Source organism: Salegentibacter sp. BDJ18 (genome assembly GCF_017579965.1).
GTDB lineage: Bacteria > Bacteroidota > Bacteroidia > Flavobacteriales > Flavobacteriaceae > Salegentibacter.
Map to the genome: position 1 here is coordinate 55,546 of NZ_JAFLQX010000026.1, position 18,798 is coordinate 74,343.

The following is an 18,798-nucleotide window of genomic DNA, read 5'->3' on the forward strand; positions in this document are numbered from 1 at the left end:
CCTTCAGAATAAATTATTCTTTCTCTACCACATCTTCCAAAACACTCCATACATTGTCGGCCACAATTTTGTAACCTTCGGCGGTAGGATGAATGCCGTCTTGCTGATTTAATTCAGGATCTCCCGCTACGCCTTCAAGCAGAAAAGGAATGAGTTGCACATTATTTTCTTCGGCAAGTTCAGGAAAAATATTTCTGAAATCGGTGGTATATTCTTCTCCCATGTTGGGTGGAATTTGCATTCCGGTTAAAACTATTTTAGTATCGGGATTTTTCTCTTTTACAGTATCTATAATATCCTGAAGATTTCTACGTGTTTCAGCTATTGGGATTCCGCGTAAACCATCATTCGCTCCTAATTCCAATACAAAAATATCTACATCCTGATTTAACACCCAATTTATGCGATTTTTCCCACTGGCAGTTGTTTCCCCGCTTAATCCTGCATTTACTACTTCATAATTATAATTCAGGGAATCTAATCTATTTTGAATAAGCGCCGGAAAAGCTTCAGAAGCTTCTAACCCCATTCCCGCTGTAAGGCTATTTCCAAAGAAAAGAATCACGTTCTTTTCACTTACCTCAGCTTCGGTTTCGGTTTGTGTTTCTTCTTTGCTTTTTTCTTCCGATTTCTTTTCAGCATTTTCTCCGCAGGAAATCATTATAAATATTGAAAAAACAGCAAAATAATACTTCAAGTTTCTCATAGCAACGGGGTTTATAATCAAATCATTTCCTTATTTTGTCTGCATTCAAAAAAGACAATAATCAAGTAATAAGATGGCAAAGATATTAAACGTTCGCAACCTGGAGAAAAGCTATTCCAGCGGTTCTAAAAAACTTAAAGTTCTCCAGGATATTAATTTTGAAGTAGAAGAACAAAAAACCTTTGCTATTGTAGGCCCGTCTGGAAGTGGAAAAACCACGCTACTGGGTCTTTGTGCGGGATTAGACAGGCCAGATTCCGGAACTATCGATTTATGCGGAAGCGAATTGAGTACGCTAGATGAAGATGAAAGAGCGTTATTGCGCAATCAACATATTGGATTTGTTTTCCAGGATTTCCAGTTGCTACCCACACTTACCGCTTTAGAAAATGTAGCTGTTCCATTAGAACTTCAGGGGAATAAAGATGCTTCTAAAATAGGAAAAGAATTATTAGAAAAAGTAGGATTAGGCGACCGTATAAATCATTATCCTTCCCAACTTTCTGGTGGAGAACAGCAACGAGTGGCGTTAGCGCGTGCTTTTTCTACGCGACCTTCGGTTTTATTTGCCGATGAACCTACCGGAAATCTCGATGCCGAAACCGGCGAAAAAGTAGAAGAATTGCTTTTCGATCTCAATAAAGAAGCAGGTACTACTTTGATTATCGTAACTCATGATATTGAATTAGCAGCAAAAACACAGCATATTCTGAAACTAAAAGGAGGAAAAATTGTTGAAAATCAAGAAACGCAAGTATAAAAGATGAACAACAATAAACCCTCTAAACCCGGTATTAACTGGCTTTTTAAAATGGCCTGGCGTGACGGGAAAGCCAGCGGTAAAAAGTTGACGCTTTTTATGGCTTCCATCGTTCTGGGAATTGCCGCGGTAGTTTCCATTCAATCTTTTGGAGAAAATCTAAAAGACAATATTTCCTTGCAATCTAAAGCGCTGATGGGCGCCGATTTTAAAATAGATAGCGACGATGCACCCAATGAACGCGTAATGCAAATTATGGATTCGCTGGGCGGGCCTGAAGCTCGGGAGATCAAATTTGCCTCGATGGCTGCTTTTCCGCAAAGCGAAGCCACAAAATTAATGCAGGTTAGAGGAATTGAAGGTGGATTTCCGTTTTACGGCGAATTGGAAACTCAGCCGGCAGAAGCTTCAAAAACTTACCAGGAAAATGCTGCGGCTTTGGTTGATGCTACTGTAATGCTTCAGTTAGGGATAAAGCCTGGTGATAGCATTAAAATTGGAAAAGTTACTTTGCCAATTGCAGGGGCACTCAATAGCGTTCCGGGAAGTACAGCTATTTTTAGTTCGGTAGCGCCTCCGGTACTTATTCCATATAAGTTTATTGAAGAATCTGGCCTTGTACAAACCGGAAGCCGTATAGATTACGAATTCTATTTTACAGCCGATCCTAAAACCGATATGGAAAAGCTGGATGAAGAACTGGATCCAATTCTTGATGCTGAAGAAGCCGATATAGATACCCACACCTCCACCAGTGACCGATTGGGAAGACGCTATGAAAATTTCGGCAAGTTCCTTAATCTTGTGGCTTTTATTGCCCTCTTACTTGGTTGTGTTGGTATTGCGAGCGCCATTCATATTTACATTAAAGAAAAATTACGAGCCGTAGCTGTTCTAAAATGTTTGGGCGCCAGTAAAAAACAAACTTTCTTAATTTACCTTATCCAGGTTGCTTTTATGGGCTTAATTGGTGGAATTATAGGTACTGCCCTCGGTTTAATTCTTCAGCAATTATTTCCCTGGCTTTTAGAAGGCTTGTTACCGGTAGATGTTCAAATCACTTTTTCCTTACAGGTAATTTTGATGGGAATTTTATTAGGAATTTTGATGTCGGTTTTATTTGCGCTCTACCCGTTAATCGGAACACTTTATATTTCTCCTCTACAGGCACTACGAGTAATAAAAGAAGATTCTAAAAAATCCCGAAAGGCAATTATTTTAGTTTCATTAGGAATCTTTTTATTCATCTTTTTGTTTTCGCTTTGGCTACTGGAAGATTGGAAATATTCACTCTCATTTGTAGGCGGAATTTTAGTTACTTTTTCAATCCTGGCTGGAATAGCCTATCTATTTATGCGGGCTATTCGTAAATATTTTCCGCATAGCTGGGGTTTTGTAGCGCGGCAAAGCTTACTGAATCTTTTTAGACCACAAAATCAAACCTTAACGCTGGTACTTGCCATTGGTGTAGGAACTTTTCTAATTAGTACGCTTTATTTTAGTAAAGATTTGCTACTGGCCCAGGCTTCTATAGAATCCCAGGCCGATAGCCCTAATATGATTCTTTTAGATGTACAATCTGAACAACGTGAAGCCGTAGCACAAACAATAAAAGCGAATAATTTACCCGTTTTAAGCGATATTCCTATTGTCACTATGCGAGTACAAAATATAGCAGGAAAATCGGTTAATGAGATAAGAAATGATACTACTTCCCAAATTAACGGCTGGGTTTTAAACCACGAATTTAGGGTTACTTATCGCGATTCAATTATTGCTTCTGAATTTATTGAAAGCGGAGAATGGACCGCCGAAGGAGGAAATATTAGTCCCGTTCCTATTTCTATAAGCGATAATTTTGCTGAAGATGCTAAAGTTAAAGTTGGAGACGAGCTTGTTTTTAACGTGCAGGGCGTTTTATTAGATGCAGTTGTGGGTAGTATTAGAACTGTAGACTGGTCTAGAATGCAACTGAATTTCTCCCTGGTTTTCCCAACAGGTGTTTTAGAAGACGCGCCGCAATTTCACGTATTAACCACCAAAGTTCCGGGGGAAGATGCATCGGCTAAATTACAGCAGGAATTGGTGAAACAGTTTCCCAATGTTTCTATAATTGATCTTAGACAGGTTTTAAATGTTATTGAAATGCTCCTGGGAAGAATTTCCTGGATCATTAATTTTATGGCATTTTTCAGTATTTTAACGGGAGTTATTGTGCTTTTAGGAGCAATAAGAACCAGTAAATATCAACGAATTAGCGAAAGTGTGTTATTGCGAACTTTGGGGGCTAAAGGCAGCCAAATTCTAAATATTACCGCTTTAGAATACATTTACCTGGGAACCTTAGGCGGTTTATCTGGTGTATTACTTTCTCTAATTAGCAGTCAGTTATTGGCCTGGTTGGTTTTTGAATCGCCATTTACCCCATCTCTGGTTCCATTTTTAGTAGTATTCCCGGGAATTGTCTTACTGGTATTGATTATTGGATTAAGCAATAGTTTAAGCGTAATACGAAAACCACCTCTGGAGGTTTTAAGAAAAGAAGTAACTTAAAATATGTAACTTTAGCTGAAAAGGATTACCAAAAATTATAATTAATAATAATTTTTGACTTTTTAAAAAGTATTCTCATCTTAGGTTGAATCGTCACCCTGTCCCGAAGTTTCGAGATGGTTTCAGGGTCTAAGCTAAATTAAAATACTTTTTATCCTGGATGCTGAAACAAGTTCAGCATGACGTATCCTGGAATTAGCAGTTTAAACAATGTGAATTAAAATAAATTTAAAATGAAAAATGCAATTTATAGCTTAATGATTCTGGCTTTTAGTTTTAACGGAATAGTCCAGGAAGATTATTTATCTGAAGAAATTCAAATAAAAATGGCCAGTATGGCTGCGCCGGAAGAAGACAGGGATGCAGTAACTGTGTATGGTTATGATCGTGACGGGAAACCCGTTTTATTAAAAGAAGGCACCAACAACCTGGTTTGTATTGCAGACGATCCTAATATGAACGGAGTTTCAGTAAGTTGTTATAATAAAAAACTTGAGCCTTTTATGGCTCGCGGTAGGGAATTAAAAGCTGAAGGTAAAGATATGATGGATACTCGTGCAGTGCGCCAGCAGGAAGTAGAAAGCGGAAAATTAAAAATGCCCGATGCCCCGAGTATGACCTACATACTTTCTGGAAAAGAAGCAAATTTAAATCGTGAGACCGGGGAGCTTAAAGATGCAAAACTGCGTTATGTGATTTACATGCCTTATGCTACTACCGAGGAAACCGGACTTCCAGACAAACCTCACACTCCCGGAATGCCGTGGTTAATGGATCCCGGCACGCACCGTGCTCATATTATGATTACTCCGGCAGATAAGAATTAGGCATTTATTGAAATTTATTCCTGAATATTTTCTTCTTTCTGCCTAAAAAATAGCTGCGAAATAGGAATAAGCATTAAAGCCGAAATAAAGAAAAGGATAAAAGATACTTTCAAATTAAATAAATGCGCTAAATAACCAACCAGTGGTGGGCCTAAAAGCATTCCCACTATTGCATAGGTGGTAATTATTGAAATAGCCATTCCTGGCGAATATTTTTTAGAGGAACCGGCGAGAAGAAAAGTCATGGGAATTATTGCGGCCACTCCTATACCTACCAGGCAAAAACCTATTAATGCAGGCCAGAAATAAGGGAAAACAATCATTAGTAAAACCCCTAAACATACCAGGGAAGCACTTATGATATAATTCTTTTCCATTCCTATTTTTTCAACAATTCTATCTGAAAAGAAACGGGAAAGGGCCATAAAAATCATAAATATTAAGTAGCCCAGCGTAAAAACATCTTCGTTCACCACTTCTTTAAAATAAACTCCGCTCCAGTCGAACATTCCACCTTCGCTAATTGCTGCAAGAAAAACCAGAAAACCAAGATACATGGTAGGTTTATCGGGTTTTCCAAAGCGAAGCTTATTCCCCTGGGTAGAACGATCCTTTTTCAGCAAAAATGAGAAAGCAAGAAAAGCTAAAATAAAAGTAAAACCAGCAACCGCCGGAAGATGCTGATAAATAGGAATATCAAATTTAATTAGCAAAGTTGAAAAAGCTACACCTAAAAGTCCGCCGGTGCTCCAAAGACCGTGAAAGGATCCAATAATTTTTTTAGGAAATGCTTTTTGTAAGGTTAAAGACTGGGTATTCATAGCGATGTTAAAAATTCGCATAGAAAATGCAAAGCAAAATATTCCTATTATTAATAACAAAAGGCTGTCGGCTATTCCTATAATATTAAGGGAGACGGCAAGTAAAACAAAAGAAACGATTAACGGATACCTGCTTTCAAAACGGGAAACCAACCAGCCAGAAACCGGAAGCCCAATTAAAGAACTCACCGGCATTACCATAAGTAGATTTCCTAATTCGGCTTCATTTAAATCGAATGCCATTTTAATAGTAGGAATTCGGGAAGCCCAGGTAGAAAAGCAAAAGCCCGAGAGAAAAAAGTAAGTGCTTAGTGCAATTCGCTGTTGGTTTTCGATCTTCATTTTTAAAACTTATGAGGGAATAAAATTGGTGTTTATTTTTTATCAGGACAATAATTCAGAAAACTAAAAATTTAAAGTTGGCGGTGCCGGTAACGAATAGTTCTTAATTTCCAATAACCCATTTTATAATAAGTGAAAGCTACAATGGCAGCGATTAGGTTAGATATTGGGAACGCCCACCAAATTCCTTCAAAAGAAAGATCGGTATTATTAGACAGAATAAAAGCAGTAGGAAATCTCACAATCCAAAGGGCAAATACAGAAATTAGCAAAGAAGCTTTAGTAAACCCGGCGCCATTAAAAACACCATTTAGAACCTGCTGCACACCGAGCACTCCAAAACTGGGGGCCATAATTTTAATAAACAAAGAACCGTCCCTAATCACGCCGGGATCGTTAGGCACGAAAAAGGCAGTAATTGGTTCAGCTAAAAAGAAAAGAACCATCCCTATTCCCGTGAGTCCAAAAAAAGCGATTTTAGCACTTAAATTTCCAATTTTTTCAGCGCGTTTTATTTTTCCGGCACCAACATTTTGCCCTACTAAAGTAGTAGTTGCAATAGCAAAACCAAGCGCGGGTACTACAATAAGACTTAGAACCCGGCTTCCAATACCGTAAGCGGCTACAACTTCGCTTCCAAAACTGGTTACCAGCATTACCATAACCGTCATTCCGCCGGCTCGGGTAGACATTTCTATACTGGAAGGAATCCCAATATTGAACATACTTCGGGTCCAGCTAAAATCGAATTTCATTCTGCTAAAACTAATTTTTATGCCTTTATTTCCGCGGAAAAGAATAAGTAATCCTATTAAGGCCGATATACCCTGGGTAATTACACTGGCAACAGCAGCTCCCGCTACTCCAAACCCGGGAATAGGACCAAAACCAAATATAAAAAGCGGATCTAAAATTAAATTAAGAAATACGGTAGCAAGAACTATATACATGGGCAGCAGCACATTACCAATGCCCCGCATAAGTGACTGAAAAACGTAGAACATAAACAGAAAAATAAAGCCCAGAGACGATACTTTAAAATAACTTACCGAATCGCTTAAAATTTCCGGGCCTGCGCCTATGAGTTTCATTAATGGTTCTGACGAAAAATAGCCTACAATAGCCAGTAAAACCGAAATAAAAAATATTACAAAAACGGTTTGTGAAGAACTGTAATTAACCTGGTCCTGATTTTCAGCACCTTTATATTGAGAAACAATCACTGTTCCCGCAAGGGTTAAACCGGCGCCCAATGAGAGAATAAGAAAAAGTATGGGAAAACTAATACTCACCGCAGCTACGGCATTGGCCCCCAGTCTTCCCAGCCAAAAAGTATCTATTAACTGGTAAGCGGTTTGTAAAATATTAGCCAGGATTATAGGCCAGGCCAGGTTGGCCAGGGAGCTAAAAATCCTGCCTTCGGTATATTTTATGGGTTGCCTTTTCTTGCGCAATTTCTTTAAATTTTAAAAAATTCTTCCCGGTAAGAAAATTTCAATCTCTTACTTAGGCATTATTTTATCAGCGTTTTTTTAAAAAGTAATTTGCAAAAGTAAGAAAGAAGCCCTGGTTTTCTCAAGTAAAATAGCTTAAACTGATTTTCCTCATAAAATTTACCGAGTCCTGCCTTTATATTTGTAGTAAATTAAAATCAGAAATTATGAAAGCTACTATGTTACTGGAAGAACTTAATGTTGGTAATTGCATAACATACATTACCAAAGAACTTTCTAAAATTAAAGACATTTGTGATATTTATGCAGATTCAGAAGCGTCTAAAATTACATTTATCTATAATTCAGAATTTGCGGCTCTAGAAGCTGTGGGGGTTTTAAGTTCATTTCGACATAAAGAAAAAGAAGAATTTAACGAAAACCGAAAATTGCATAATTTAGGGGAAAACTAAAATTTATGAATTTACTGGGAATGATTGGTGGTACCTCGTGGCATTCTACCATAGAATATTACCGACTTTTAAATGAGCTTGTAGGCGAAAAAATTGGGAAGCAGCAAAATCCGCCACTTCTTTTATACAGCCTCAATGTAAAGTTGATGCGTAAAAACGATCCCGAAAAAATTAAAAATTCATATTTAGAAATTGCTCAAAAACTGGAAAATGCCGGTGCCGGCGCTATAATTATTTGTGCCAACACTCCGCATTTGGTTTACGATTTTGTGCAACCAAAAATTGATATTCCCATTCTTCATATTGCCGATGCAATAGCTAAAGAAGCAAAACAGAAAGATTTTAAAAAACTTGGCTTGCTGGGAACAAAACCAACAATGACGGGCGATTTTCTTCAGGGTAGACTTAAGAAAAACCACCAAATTGAAACTATAATTCCCTCGCAGGAACATATTGATGAAACCCACAGGTTTATTTCTGAAGAATTAACGCAGGGAAATTTTACCGAAACAGCAAAGAACTTCTATTTAGAGCAAATGCAACTACTACAAGATCGTGGCGCAGATGCGATAATTTTGGGCTGTACCGAACTGCCAATGCTTATTAAAGAAAAGGATACCGAAATTCCTCTTCTTGATACTACAAGGCTACACGCCCAATTAGCTACAGAATTTATTTTGAAAGATTAAGCACTTTTTCTTCCAAATTTTACGCAACCATTATACGTTTTCTGTATCTTATAGAAAATAGTTAATTGTATGCTACATAGATTTATTTTACTCGTCGGAATCCTTTTATTCACTTTTTCCTGCGGAAAAGAGGAAGAAAGAGAATGCAACGGAATTTGCACCGAAGAATTTAGAAGTATTAGTGTTAAAGTAACAAATGCTGAAGGAAACCCGGTAGTTTTAGACAGTATTGCGCTTAGAGATATTACCAACAATCGCGAAATTGACCTTAATTCGACAGAAAATGCAGGAAATGGGTTTTATTCCATTTTCAATGATAATTTAGTCCCTGAGTATAAAAATGATGAAATAAATCTTCTTTTTAAAGGATTTCAGGAGGAAAATTTAATACTGGAACAGGAATATAAAGTTGGTGCAGATTGCTGCCACATTTACCATGTTTCAGGACCTTTGGAAATTCAGTTAGATTAAACACAAACAAATCCTGGAAGCTATTTCTTTAAGTTGAAAATAACCCCGGGATATATTTTTCAGAAAAAATATTTTCTAATATAATACTCTAAAACGTATTGTTCCTTTTAAGCCTTTTAGGTCTTTGATTACTTTTTTATCGTATTTCTTATCAATATCGGTAATTACATAACCAATAGTTTCATTGGTTTTTAAATACTGGCCCTCAATATTAATATCATGCCCGGCAAGAATCCTGTTAATCTCTGCCAGAATTCCGGGTCTGTTTTCGTGAATATGAATTAGCCTATGTGCATTTTGAAGCACCGGTAATTGTAAGTTGGGGAAGTTAACCGAGTTGGTGGTGCTTCCGGTATTTATATATTCTATAATTTTTCCCGGAACAAAATTCCCAATATTTTCCTGGGCTTCCAGGGTACTTCCACCAATATGAGGCGTTAAAATCACGTTTGGTAAATTCCTTAATTCAGAAACAAATTCTTCATTATTGGTTTTTGGCTCCTGCGGATAAACATCTATGCCCGCCCCCATTATTTTGCCAGATTCTATATTCTTTTTAAGCGCCTTAATATCTACTACGTGCCCCCTGCTTAAATTCAGGAAGATCACGTTATCTTTCATATAACCAAATTCCTTTTCCCCAATAATATCTTTATTTTCCTTTCTTCCGTCTACGTGAAGGGTCACAATATCTACAGTTTCAAGAAGTTCTTTTAGAGAGTTACACTTGGTAACATTACCCATTGGTAATTTTTCTTCAACATCGTAGTAATAAACATCAAAACCAACAGATTCTGCAACTACCGAAAGTTGGGCACCTATATTTCCATAACCAATAATCCCCAGTTTTTTACCCCTGGTTTCAAAACTATTGTTAGCCGATTTCTCCCATTTCCCTTCGTGCATTAAGCGCATTTTATCGGGCAGGTTACGCATCAATAAAATAATCTCCCCAATAGCCAGTTCTACCACAGATCTTGTGTTACTGTAAGGCGCATTAAAAACTGCAACTCCTTTCTTTAAGCAGGCCTGAAGATCTATTTGGTTGGTTCCTATACAAAAAGCACCCACGGCAATTAAGCGGTTGGCATTTTCCAGCACTTTTTCGGTTAAATGTGTTTTAGAACGAATCCCTATTACTGATACATCTTTGATTTTTTCACAAAGTTCATCTTCATCCATCGCTCCGGGATGTACAGTTACATTATAACCTTCTTTCTTCATTATATCTACTGCGTCCTGGTGAACATTTTCAAGAAGAAGTACGTTAATTCTATTTTTTGGGTAAGAGATTGCTTTGTTCATATTGTGTACAAATAAAAATTCGTCTAAACTTGGTGTGATATGGTCTGCCTTTTCAAGAATATTTGCCCTTTCTACATTTTCGGTGAAGGCATAAAACTTATTGGCGAGTCCGGCGGCTTTAATTTCATAATCGGTATAACCATCGCCAATTACGTAAACATCGCCTTTTAACTTTAATCTTTTAAGTTGTTCTACTTTTCCGTTATTTGAAGAAAGCACGTTTTCTTTATCAAAACCTACAATCTCACCATCTTCATCAAACTCAAAAGTATTGGCAAAAACATTTTCGGGCTTAACCCCATACGGTTCAACTATAGGAACAATAAATTCTTTAAAACCGTTGGAGACAATATAGATATTTTCGTGATGATCGTTAAAGAACTCCCGGTTTCTAACAAATGAAGAAGATACCCGCTCACTTAAGTTTTCTACCAATTTTGGCAAATCACTTTTATTGGCTTTTAGAAGCCGAATTCGCTCTACCAGGGATTCTCTAAAAGAAATTTCTCCTTTCATTCCCTTATCGGTTAAAGCTTCTACTTCATCAAGGTTTTTTTGCTTATCGGGATCGTTGGCCAGGGATATTTCTCCCAAAACATCCAGGGCTTCTACCTGGGTAAATGTACTATCAAAATCTATTACAAAGTGCTTGTTCTCACTCATATTTAAGGTAATCTAAAATGAAGCCTAAAACTACTATTTTTAGCAATCTTAGCGTACCAATTTTAGTAAAAATACACGGTCAAAATTTTAGCTATGGTAATATTTTCAACAATTCATAAAATGAGCTGCTATAAAATACAGAGCTTATAAAAAGCCACTGAAATTAGTAGTTAAAAATGAAATTTCTTCGGTTTTTCAAATAAAAAACTTTTAGAAGAAATTAAAATCAGAACTCAAATAACCTCTCTAAAATAAAAATGCCTTTACTAAACGGAAATCTCCGCAGTAAAGGCATTTCTAAAAAATTAAAAAATTCTCTTATTCTACGATAAATTTACCTTTCATCACAGAATAGTGACCTGGGAAGCTACAAATAAAGTCGTATTCACCAGCTTCAGGAGCTTCAAATTCTATAGTTACTTCTTCTCCGCCACCAATCATTTTAGTGTGGGCAATAACCGCATCAGTTCCTTCAGGGATATAATCGTTATCCTTAGCCTGTACAGCTTTCTGTCCAAATTCGTTAATTACGGTACCTTGAGTTAGCAATACCCAGTTATGGCCCATCACGGTTTTTTCCATCTCACCAACGTGTTTTAAAGTAAGTCTAACGGTTTGCCCGGCCTTTACTTTAATCTCGTCTTTATTAAAACGCATTTGGTCATTTCCTTCAATAGTCACCTCAACCACATCTTCGTCTGAAGAATTCATTTCTGAAGCAGATTTATCTGTGGCGGCTTCAGTTTGAGACTGTGGGCTTGTACCATCACCAATAGTAATTTTATCCTCTTTTTCCTCTTTTTTATCTCCGCAGGCAATCATTGCTACGGCTCCTAAAATCAATACAGTTTTGCTTAAAAATTTCATATTTACTTATTTATAGTTTGTAATTAGTTATTTACAATATCAAAGATAAATTATTTTTAATTGCTAATGTATTTAAGCCTTAATTTTTCATAATTCAGGGAATTTATAAATGTTCTATAGCAGCCAATTTTCCCAAAATCCTTACCTTCATAGATTAGAAATAAAACCACACAAAATGAAAAAAGACATTATAAAAGGCCTGGGGATTTTTGCGCTGGTCGCAGGCTTTCAAGCTAATTCCCAGGAACAAAACCCCAAACAGAATATGGATAACATTTTACTTGCTGAATGGACTGGCCCTTATGCCGGCGTTCCCGCTTTTGATAAAATGCAGGTAGAACTTGTAAAACCCGCAATGCTTAAAGCGATGGATGCGCATCTTGCTGAAATCGAAAAAATTACCCAAAATACTGAACCGGCAACTTTTGAAAATACTATTGTGCCTTTTGAAGATTCTGGCGATCTTTTAAACAGGGTATTTACTTATTACGGCATATTTAGCAGCAATGTTTCCAGTCCTGAATTTAGGGAAATACAGCGCGAACTTTCTCCGGAAATTTCTGAATACAGTTCAAAAATTTCTCAAAACACAGAACTATTCGAAAGGATTAAAACCGTTTATGAGAATTCAGAAGAAAATCCGCTACCGGCTCCCGAGCAACGCGTAATTGATCTTATTTATGAAGAATTTGCGATGGAAGGCGCCAATTTAAACGAAGAAGATAAAAAGCGTTACGCCAAAATAAACAGTGAACTGTCTGAATTATATACCAAATTCTCTAATAATGTTCTTGCTGAAGAAGAAAACTACATTGTTTATTTAACCGAAGATCAACTTAGCGGTCTTCCGGAATCTTATGTGAAAGCTGCAGCGAGCACTGCTAAAGCCAATGGAGAAGCAGGGAAATATGCCGTAACCAACACGCGCTCTTCTATGGATCCGTTTTTAACTTATTCTGATGAACGTGAACTGCGTGAAAAAGTTTGGAAAAACTATTATTCACGAGGTGATAATGATGATGAATTTGATAATAATGAGGTGATTAAAAAAATCCTGAAACTTCGCGATGAACGAGTAGAACTATTGGGATACGAGAATTTTGCGCAATGGCGTTTACAAAACCGAATGGCTAAAAACCCAGAAAACGCAATGGAACTTATGGAAGCCGTTTGGCCGGCTGCCCTTGCCCGCGTAGAAGAGGAAGTAAAAGATATGCAAGCTGTAGCCGATGGTGAAGGTGCTAATATTACCATTAAACCCTGGGATTATAGATATTATGCAGAAAAAGTAAGAAAAGAAAAATACGATCTTGATAGTGAGGAAGTAAAGCAGTATTTAGAACTGGGCAACCTAACCGATGCGCTTTTCTATACCGCTGGTGAGCTTTTTAATTTCGAGTTTAAACCGGTAGAAGAAGGTAGCGTCCCTGTTTTTCACGAAGATGTAAATGTTTGGGAAGTAACCGATAAAGATTCTGGCGAACTTATTGGGCTTTGGTATTTAGATCCTTTTGCGCGCCAGGGAAAACGTTCAGGTGCCTGGGCAACTACCTATAGAAGTTATTCTGAATTAGAAGGCGCAAAACCCGTTTTAGCATCCAATAATTCTAACTTTATAAAACCAGCTCCCGGAGAACCCGTTTTAGTTTCCTGGGATGATGCTGAAACTTTTTTCCACGAATTTGGCCACGCGCTACACTTTTTAGCTGCAGATATTAAATACCCAACCCTAAACAGCGGTGTTCGTGATTATACCGAGTTTCAATCGCAATTACTGGAACGTTGGTTATCTACAGATGAGGTGATAAACCGCTTTCTAAAACATCATGAAACCGGGGAAGTAATTCCAGATGAATTAGTAGCTAAAATTAAAAAAGCAGCTACTTTCAATCAGGGATTCGCTACCACCGAGTTTTTAGCTTCGGCTTTAATGGATATGAAATACCATACCACAGATCCCGATAAAATTGAACCGAGAAAGTTTGAAAAAGAAACTTTAGACGAACTGGGAATGCCAGATGAAATTGTGATGCGTCACCGTTCTCCGCACTTTGGACACGTATTTTCAGGTGAAGGTTATGCTACCGGATATTACGGCTATTTATGGGCAGATGTATTAACCTCTGACGCTGCGGAAGCTTTTGCTGAATCTCCCGGAGGATTCTACGATGAGAATATGGCAGAAAAATTGGTGAAATATCTGTTTGCGCCAAGAAACGCAATGGATCCCGCTGAAGCTTATCGAAAATTTAGAGGCCGTGATGCAGAAATTGATGCGTTAATGCGTGACCGTGGCTTCCCGGTACCTGAAGAAAAATAAAATATCGAAGAAAATTTTGTGAAACCTGCCTTCAAAACTTCATTTAGGCAGGTTTTTTATTTATACTATTTCAATTATTGAATGGCTTTAGCTACGAGTTTTTCGGGGCCAGCCATAAATCCATATAAGTGCAATTTATCTGCGGTAATTTTCTCAATGGGTACCGCAGTAATTGGGTTACCATAACGATGAATTACCAGGAAATACGTTTCATCTATTTTCTTTAAATATGAATGCATAATTTTACTATCGGGATGATTTTGAAAATCTATTTCGAAATTTTTGCCACCCCGTTCTAAATTGTATTTTTTCTGTTTAATTTTTGCAGCGTTTAAATCTGTTTTAGTGGGAACTAATCTTATATAATCTATAGGTTGTTCCAATCTTTCTGAAGAAATACTTAATCGGTTAGGGTTTTTAAAACTGAAATCGGCAAAGGCGAGTGTATCTATTTTCAACTTGTTATCTTCAGTTTGATATGCAGTTTTTGTCACAAATTGATCAAAATTATAGTGAGATAAGGAATCTTCACTCACTTCCATTAAATGTATTCCGGGAAAACCACCAAAGCTTTTATTTCCCGAGACAATCCATTTTCCTTCTAATTCCTGCGCAGTAATTGATGTGCTTAATAACAAAATAAAAAAGACAAAACAGCTATCAATAAATTTCATAATTCTACATTTTAAGTTGAACAATAATTTATAAAATAGCCGGCTAAAAACCTTATTTATTCGATAGTTTTCTTATTATTTAGATGAAAAACGGAATTATAAGTGTTTGTAGGAGAATATATTAAACTTAAAGCCATACAATAAAAAGAGACTATATGAAAAATTTTGAAAATCGTCATCCTGAATTTATTTCAGGATCTATGATGTTATCGTCAAAAAACATGTTAGAAGCTGAAACGAGTTAAGCTTGACGAAATCAGACTTTTTCAGACAGCCTATTTTAGGACGGGTCAACAAAAAAAGCCATCAGCGAATAACTGATGGCTTTTATATTACTTAAAAAGTTCTGCTTAGAACATCTCTCTACCTGAAAAATGGAAAGCAGCTTCAATCTGTGCGTTTTCGTCGCTATCACTTCCGTGTACAGCATTTTCACCTACAGATTTCGCGTATTTTTTTCTTATAGTTCCTTCAGCAGCATCTTCTGGATTTGTTGCTCCAATTAAAGCTCTAAAGTCTTCTACGGCATTGTCTTTTTCTAACACAGCCGATACGATTGGCCCACGAGTCATAAACTCTACCAACTCTCCAAAGAAAGGACGTTCGTTGTGTACTGCATAAAATTCTTCAGCATCAGCGGTAGTCATTTGAGTCATTTTCAAAGCTACAATTCTAAATCCTGAAGCGGTAATTTGCTCTAATATTGCACCTACATTCCCGGCTTCAACAGCATCGGGCTTTATCATGGTGAATGTTCTTTTTCCTGCCATCTTATGGTTTTTTAAATTTTGGCAAAAATAATTAAATAAGCTGCAAATACAAGCTCCTTTAAGTTTTATATGAATTTAGCTTTCAGGCTGCTGCATTTTTTAAAGCCTAAATAGAAAAAAGCTTAGAAAGAGCGATAAAATTACCTTCATTTTTTGTTGATTTGTTGAATACAAAAATACAGATTGGTTTTTTAAGCTGGTATTAATAAATTGTATCTTTACTGATTACTCGCCGGGCAAGAGATTGAATTACAGCGCTGGGTTTTTCACTAAAGGAAATGAAATTTGAAACTTTTTTGTTTCATATTTTTCAACATAATACCTTGAGGATTTATCCCGGTGGTATTTTATATTAAATTATGATAGAACAAGCAATTTTAGAGATCACTGCCGAACTTTCCCAGGCTAAAAATATAGTTATTGTACCACACAAAGGCCCCGATGGTGACGCCATGGGATCTACCTTAGGTTTAATGCATTTTTTAAGGGATAAAGGCCATAAGGTAAATGTGATTTCACCAAACGATTATCCCAGGTTTCTAAAATGGCTACCGGGAAATGATGAGGTAATTATCTATGAAAAAGATAAAGTAAATGCCGAAAATCTTATAAATGAAGCCGACCTGGTTTTTGCTCTGGATTTTAATCATTTAGACCGCTCTGGCGATATGCAGGAGATCTTAACAGCTTCGCAAGCTGTTTTTATTATGATAGACCACCACAGGGAACCCTCAGACTTTGCTAACTATACCTATAGCGATGCCGAAATGAGTTCTACCTGCGAAATGGTGTATCATTTTATTGATAAATTACGCGCCGTACATAAAATCACTCCCGAAATCGCCACCTGCCTTTATGTAGGTATTATGACTGATACGGGCTCGTTTAGATTTAGTGCCACCAGTGCCGAAACACACCGCGTGATAGCCGATTTAATTGATAAAGGAGCGGTAAATCACGAAATTCATAACAATATATTTGACACCTATAATGAAGACCGGCTTCAGCTTTTAGGAACTGCGCTGCAAAACTTACGGGTAAAACCTCAGTATAAAACGGCTTATATAACTCTAACTCAGGAAGAGCTGGATAAACATAATTTTCAAAAAGGAGATACCGAAGGTTTTGTAAATTACGGCCTGGCGATAGAAAAGGTAGTTTTTGCCATAATTTTTATTGAAAATAAACAAGAAGGAATTATTAAAATTTCATTTAGATCTAAAGGTGATTTTAACGTAAATGAATTTGCCAGGGCTCATTTTGAAGGTGGAGGCCATAATAATGCAGCCGGAGGTAAAAGTGAGCTTTCTATGGAAGACACCATCACAAAACTTAATACCATTCTTCCCAGTTATAAGGATTTGCAAAAATGAATAAATATCTAATTTTTATAGCAATACTCGCTTTGGGAGCCTGTAAATCTCCTGAAGCCCGTTACCCTGTAACCCAAAAATCGGGTTCTCACTTTAGCGAATCTATTGCTAAAAACCAGGAATTACTGGAAAAAGAAATAACACTTATTAAAACTGCCATACAAAGGGATTCTACAAGAGAATATCACTCTTCTCAAGATGGTTTTTGGTATGCTTACCATAAAAAAATTGAAGATTCTATCAATACAACCACACCAGAATTTGGCGATATAGTAGAATTCGATTATAGCATTTCCACCTTAAATGATGAAGTGATTTATGCCGAAGGAGAAAAAGCTACCAGAACTTATGCCATAGACCAGGAAAAACTTTTTAGCGGCTTAAGACAGGGCATAAAATTAATGAAGCAAGGAGAAACCGTAACTTTTTTATTTCCTTCGTATAAAGCTTTTGGATATTATGGAGATAAAAATAAAATAGGTACAAACTGGCCTTTAAAAACAAAAGTCACCCTCAATAATATTACTGAAAAAGAAGAAATTCAAAATCAACAATAAGTAAACCCGGGCTTTATTAAGCCTTTTTAATTTTTATAATAAATGAGAACCAGTAAATTTTTATTACTATTTGCCGTGGTATTTACCATGTTTGCGTGTAACGACGAATATCCAGATCTAGAAGATGGGATGTATGCTGAATTTAAAACCAATTACGGAACTTTTGTTTCTGAACTTTACTTTGAACAAACTCCAATAACCGTAGCCAGTTTTGTTTCCCTTGCCGAAGGCAATAACAAAATGGTAGACAGCACCCATAAAGGCAAAAATTATTACGACGGCTTAACTTTTCACAGAATTATAGACGGTTTTGTTATACAGGGAGGTGATCCCACTGGAACCGGGAGTGGTGGCCCAGGCTACAAATTTCCTGATGAAATTGTAGATAGCTTAAGCCACGATTCTAAAGGAATTCTTTCTATGGCTAATGCCGGCCCAGGCACAAACGGAAGTCAGTTTTTTGTTACACTTGCTCCTACTCCAAACCTTGATGGCAGGCATACTGTTTTTGGGAAAGTTGTAGAAGGCCAGGATGTTGTAGATTCTATAGGTAAAGTTGAAACAGGCCCAAGAGATAAGCCTGTAAAGACGGTTACCATGGAAGAGGTAAACATTATTAGAAAAGGTAAAGCTGCCAAGAATTTTGACGCGCCTACGGTATTTGAAGAAGAACTACAGGCAGTAAAAGATAAGGAAGATGCCGAAGCTAAAAAGCGCCAGGAAGCTAAAGCAGCCCAGGCTGAAGAATTTGAAAGCCACGAAGGTGATGCTGAAACATTAGATAGCGGACTAAAAATTTACTATTTAAATGAAGGTGAAGGTGAAAAACCCAAAACCGGACAAATGGTAGAAGTGCTTTACGAAGGCTATTTTAGTGACGGTGAAATCTTTGATACAAACAAAGAAGAACTGGCCAAAGAAATGGGCTTATTTAACGAAGCAAGAAAAAACCAGGGTGGTTACGGTCCCATGACAGTAGTTTACGGTCCAGATGCTCCTATGATTCCAGGATTTAAAGAAGGCATTCAGCAATTAAAAGTTGGAGATGAAGCTTTACTTTATATCCCAAGTCATTTAGGTTATGGAGAAAGAGGCGCCGGTGGTGTAATCCCTCCAAACACCGATCTTGTTTTTAAAGTAGAATTGGTAGGTATACAGGAATAATTTCCTGATTTTACATAAGAAAGGCTGTTT

Annotated in this window: 17 protein-coding genes; 10 read left to right on the top strand and 7 right to left on the bottom strand. The window is 37.0% G+C overall.

Annotation, left to right across the window (positions count from 1 at the left end):
• Positions 1-13: 13 nt before the first annotated feature.
• Entirely contained in the window at positions 14-706 is a 693-nt protein-coding gene (locus J0871_RS15365; protein WP_208226125.1) for an arylesterase, read from the bottom strand.
• Between the two features lie 73 nt (positions 707-779).
• Between J0871_RS15365 and J0871_RS15370 the strand changes: the two genes are divergently transcribed.
• The 3 genes from J0871_RS15370 to J0871_RS15380 all read left to right on the top strand — a co-directional run bounded on the left by J0871_RS15370 (position 780) and on the right by J0871_RS15380 (position 4,846).
• A complete protein-coding gene (locus J0871_RS15370) occupies positions 780-1,466 on the top strand; it encodes an ABC transporter ATP-binding protein (RefSeq protein WP_037315085.1) in 687 nt (228 codons plus the stop codon).
• A 3-nt stretch (positions 1,467-1,469) separates the two neighbouring features.
• Positions 1,470-4,019: an FtsX-like permease family protein gene (locus J0871_RS15375; protein WP_243870521.1), complete on the top strand. Its 2,550-nt coding sequence runs from the start codon at positions 1,470-1,472 to the stop codon at positions 4,017-4,019.
• A gap of 233 nt (positions 4,020-4,252) precedes the next feature.
• Positions 4,253-4,846 (top strand): hypothetical protein, encoded by a 594-nt coding sequence (locus J0871_RS15380; RefSeq protein WP_208226126.1) that lies wholly within the window; start codon positions 4,253-4,255, stop codon positions 4,844-4,846.
• A gap of 14 nt (positions 4,847-4,860) precedes the next feature.
• On the opposite strand, the gene J0871_RS15385 is transcribed toward J0871_RS15380, so the two are convergent.
• Together J0871_RS15385 and J0871_RS15390 are read right to left on the bottom strand one after the other, a co-directional pair.
• Positions 4,861-6,009, bottom strand: coding sequence for an MFS transporter (locus J0871_RS15385; RefSeq protein WP_208226127.1), 1,149 nt, complete (start codon positions 6,007-6,009; stop codon positions 4,861-4,863).
• A 71-nt stretch (positions 6,010-6,080) separates the two neighbouring features.
• Entirely contained in the window at positions 6,081-7,463 is a 1,383-nt protein-coding gene (locus tag J0871_RS15390) for an MATE family efflux transporter (protein ID WP_208226128.1), read from the bottom strand.
• A 206-nt stretch (positions 7,464-7,669) separates the two neighbouring features.
• Between J0871_RS15390 and J0871_RS15395 the strand changes: the two genes are divergently transcribed.
• From J0871_RS15395 to J0871_RS15405, 3 genes are all read left to right on the top strand, one after another.
• The gene (locus J0871_RS15395) at positions 7,670-7,915 is read left to right on the top strand and encodes a hypothetical protein (RefSeq protein WP_208226129.1); all 246 of its coding nucleotides are present in this window, start codon (positions 7,670-7,672) and stop codon (positions 7,913-7,915) included.
• Positions 7,916-7,920: 5 nt separating this feature from the next.
• Positions 7,921-8,604 carry an amino acid racemase gene (locus J0871_RS15400; RefSeq protein WP_208226130.1) on the top strand — a complete coding sequence of 228 codons (684 nt, stop codon included), beginning with the start codon at positions 7,921-7,923 and terminating at the stop codon, positions 8,602-8,604.
• Positions 8,605-8,673: 69 nt separating this feature from the next.
• Positions 8,674-9,075 (top strand): hypothetical protein, encoded by a 402-nt coding sequence (locus J0871_RS15405; protein WP_208226131.1) that lies wholly within the window; start codon positions 8,674-8,676, stop codon positions 9,073-9,075.
• Between the two features lie 75 nt (positions 9,076-9,150).
• Here J0871_RS15405 and serA read toward each other — a convergent pair whose 3' ends face one another.
• Together serA and azu are read right to left on the bottom strand one after the other, a co-directional pair.
• Entirely contained in the window at positions 9,151-11,043 is a 1,893-nt protein-coding gene (serA, locus tag J0871_RS15410; protein WP_093303604.1) for a phosphoglycerate dehydrogenase, read from the bottom strand.
• Positions 11,044-11,361: 318 nt separating this feature from the next.
• Positions 11,362-11,910 carry an azurin gene (gene azu, locus J0871_RS15415; protein ID WP_075327480.1) on the bottom strand — a complete coding sequence of 183 codons (549 nt, stop codon included), beginning with the start codon at positions 11,908-11,910 and terminating at the stop codon, positions 11,362-11,364.
• A gap of 175 nt (positions 11,911-12,085) precedes the next feature.
• On the opposite strand from azu, the gene J0871_RS15420 reads away from it, so the two are divergent.
• A complete protein-coding gene (locus J0871_RS15420) occupies positions 12,086-14,230 on the top strand; it encodes a M3 family metallopeptidase (protein ID WP_208226132.1) in 2,145 nt (714 codons plus the stop codon).
• Positions 14,231-14,304: 74 nt separating this feature from the next.
• Here the strand turns inward: J0871_RS15420 and J0871_RS15425 are convergent, their stop codons facing one another.
• Positions 14,305-14,904: a hypothetical protein gene (locus J0871_RS15425; RefSeq protein ID WP_208226133.1), complete on the bottom strand. Its 600-nt coding sequence runs from the start codon at positions 14,902-14,904 to the stop codon at positions 14,305-14,307.
• Positions 14,905-15,254: 350 nt separating this feature from the next.
• On the bottom strand, positions 15,255-15,674 hold the full coding sequence (locus J0871_RS15430) for a nucleoside-diphosphate kinase (RefSeq protein WP_079713956.1): 420 nt from the start codon (positions 15,672-15,674) through the stop codon (positions 15,255-15,257).
• A gap of 359 nt (positions 15,675-16,033) precedes the next feature.
• Between J0871_RS15430 and J0871_RS15435 the strand changes: the two genes are divergently transcribed.
• The 3 genes from J0871_RS15435 to J0871_RS15445 are packed head-to-tail and all read left to right on the top strand — an operon-like array spanning position 16,034 to position 18,768.
• On the top strand, positions 16,034-17,047 hold the full coding sequence (locus J0871_RS15435; protein ID WP_208226134.1) for a bifunctional oligoribonuclease/PAP phosphatase NrnA: 1,014 nt from the start codon (positions 16,034-16,036) through the stop codon (positions 17,045-17,047).
• Entirely contained in the window at positions 17,044-17,604 is a 561-nt protein-coding gene (gldI, locus tag J0871_RS15440; RefSeq protein WP_208226135.1) for a gliding motility-associated peptidyl-prolyl isomerase GldI, read from the top strand. Before J0871_RS15435 ends, gldI begins: the two co-directional genes overlap by 4 nt.
• Positions 17,605-17,646: 42 nt before the next feature.
• Positions 17,647-18,768: a peptidylprolyl isomerase gene (locus tag J0871_RS15445; protein ID WP_208226136.1), complete on the top strand. Its 1,122-nt coding sequence runs from the start codon at positions 17,647-17,649 to the stop codon at positions 18,766-18,768.
• Positions 18,769-18,798 lie beyond the last annotated feature (30 nt).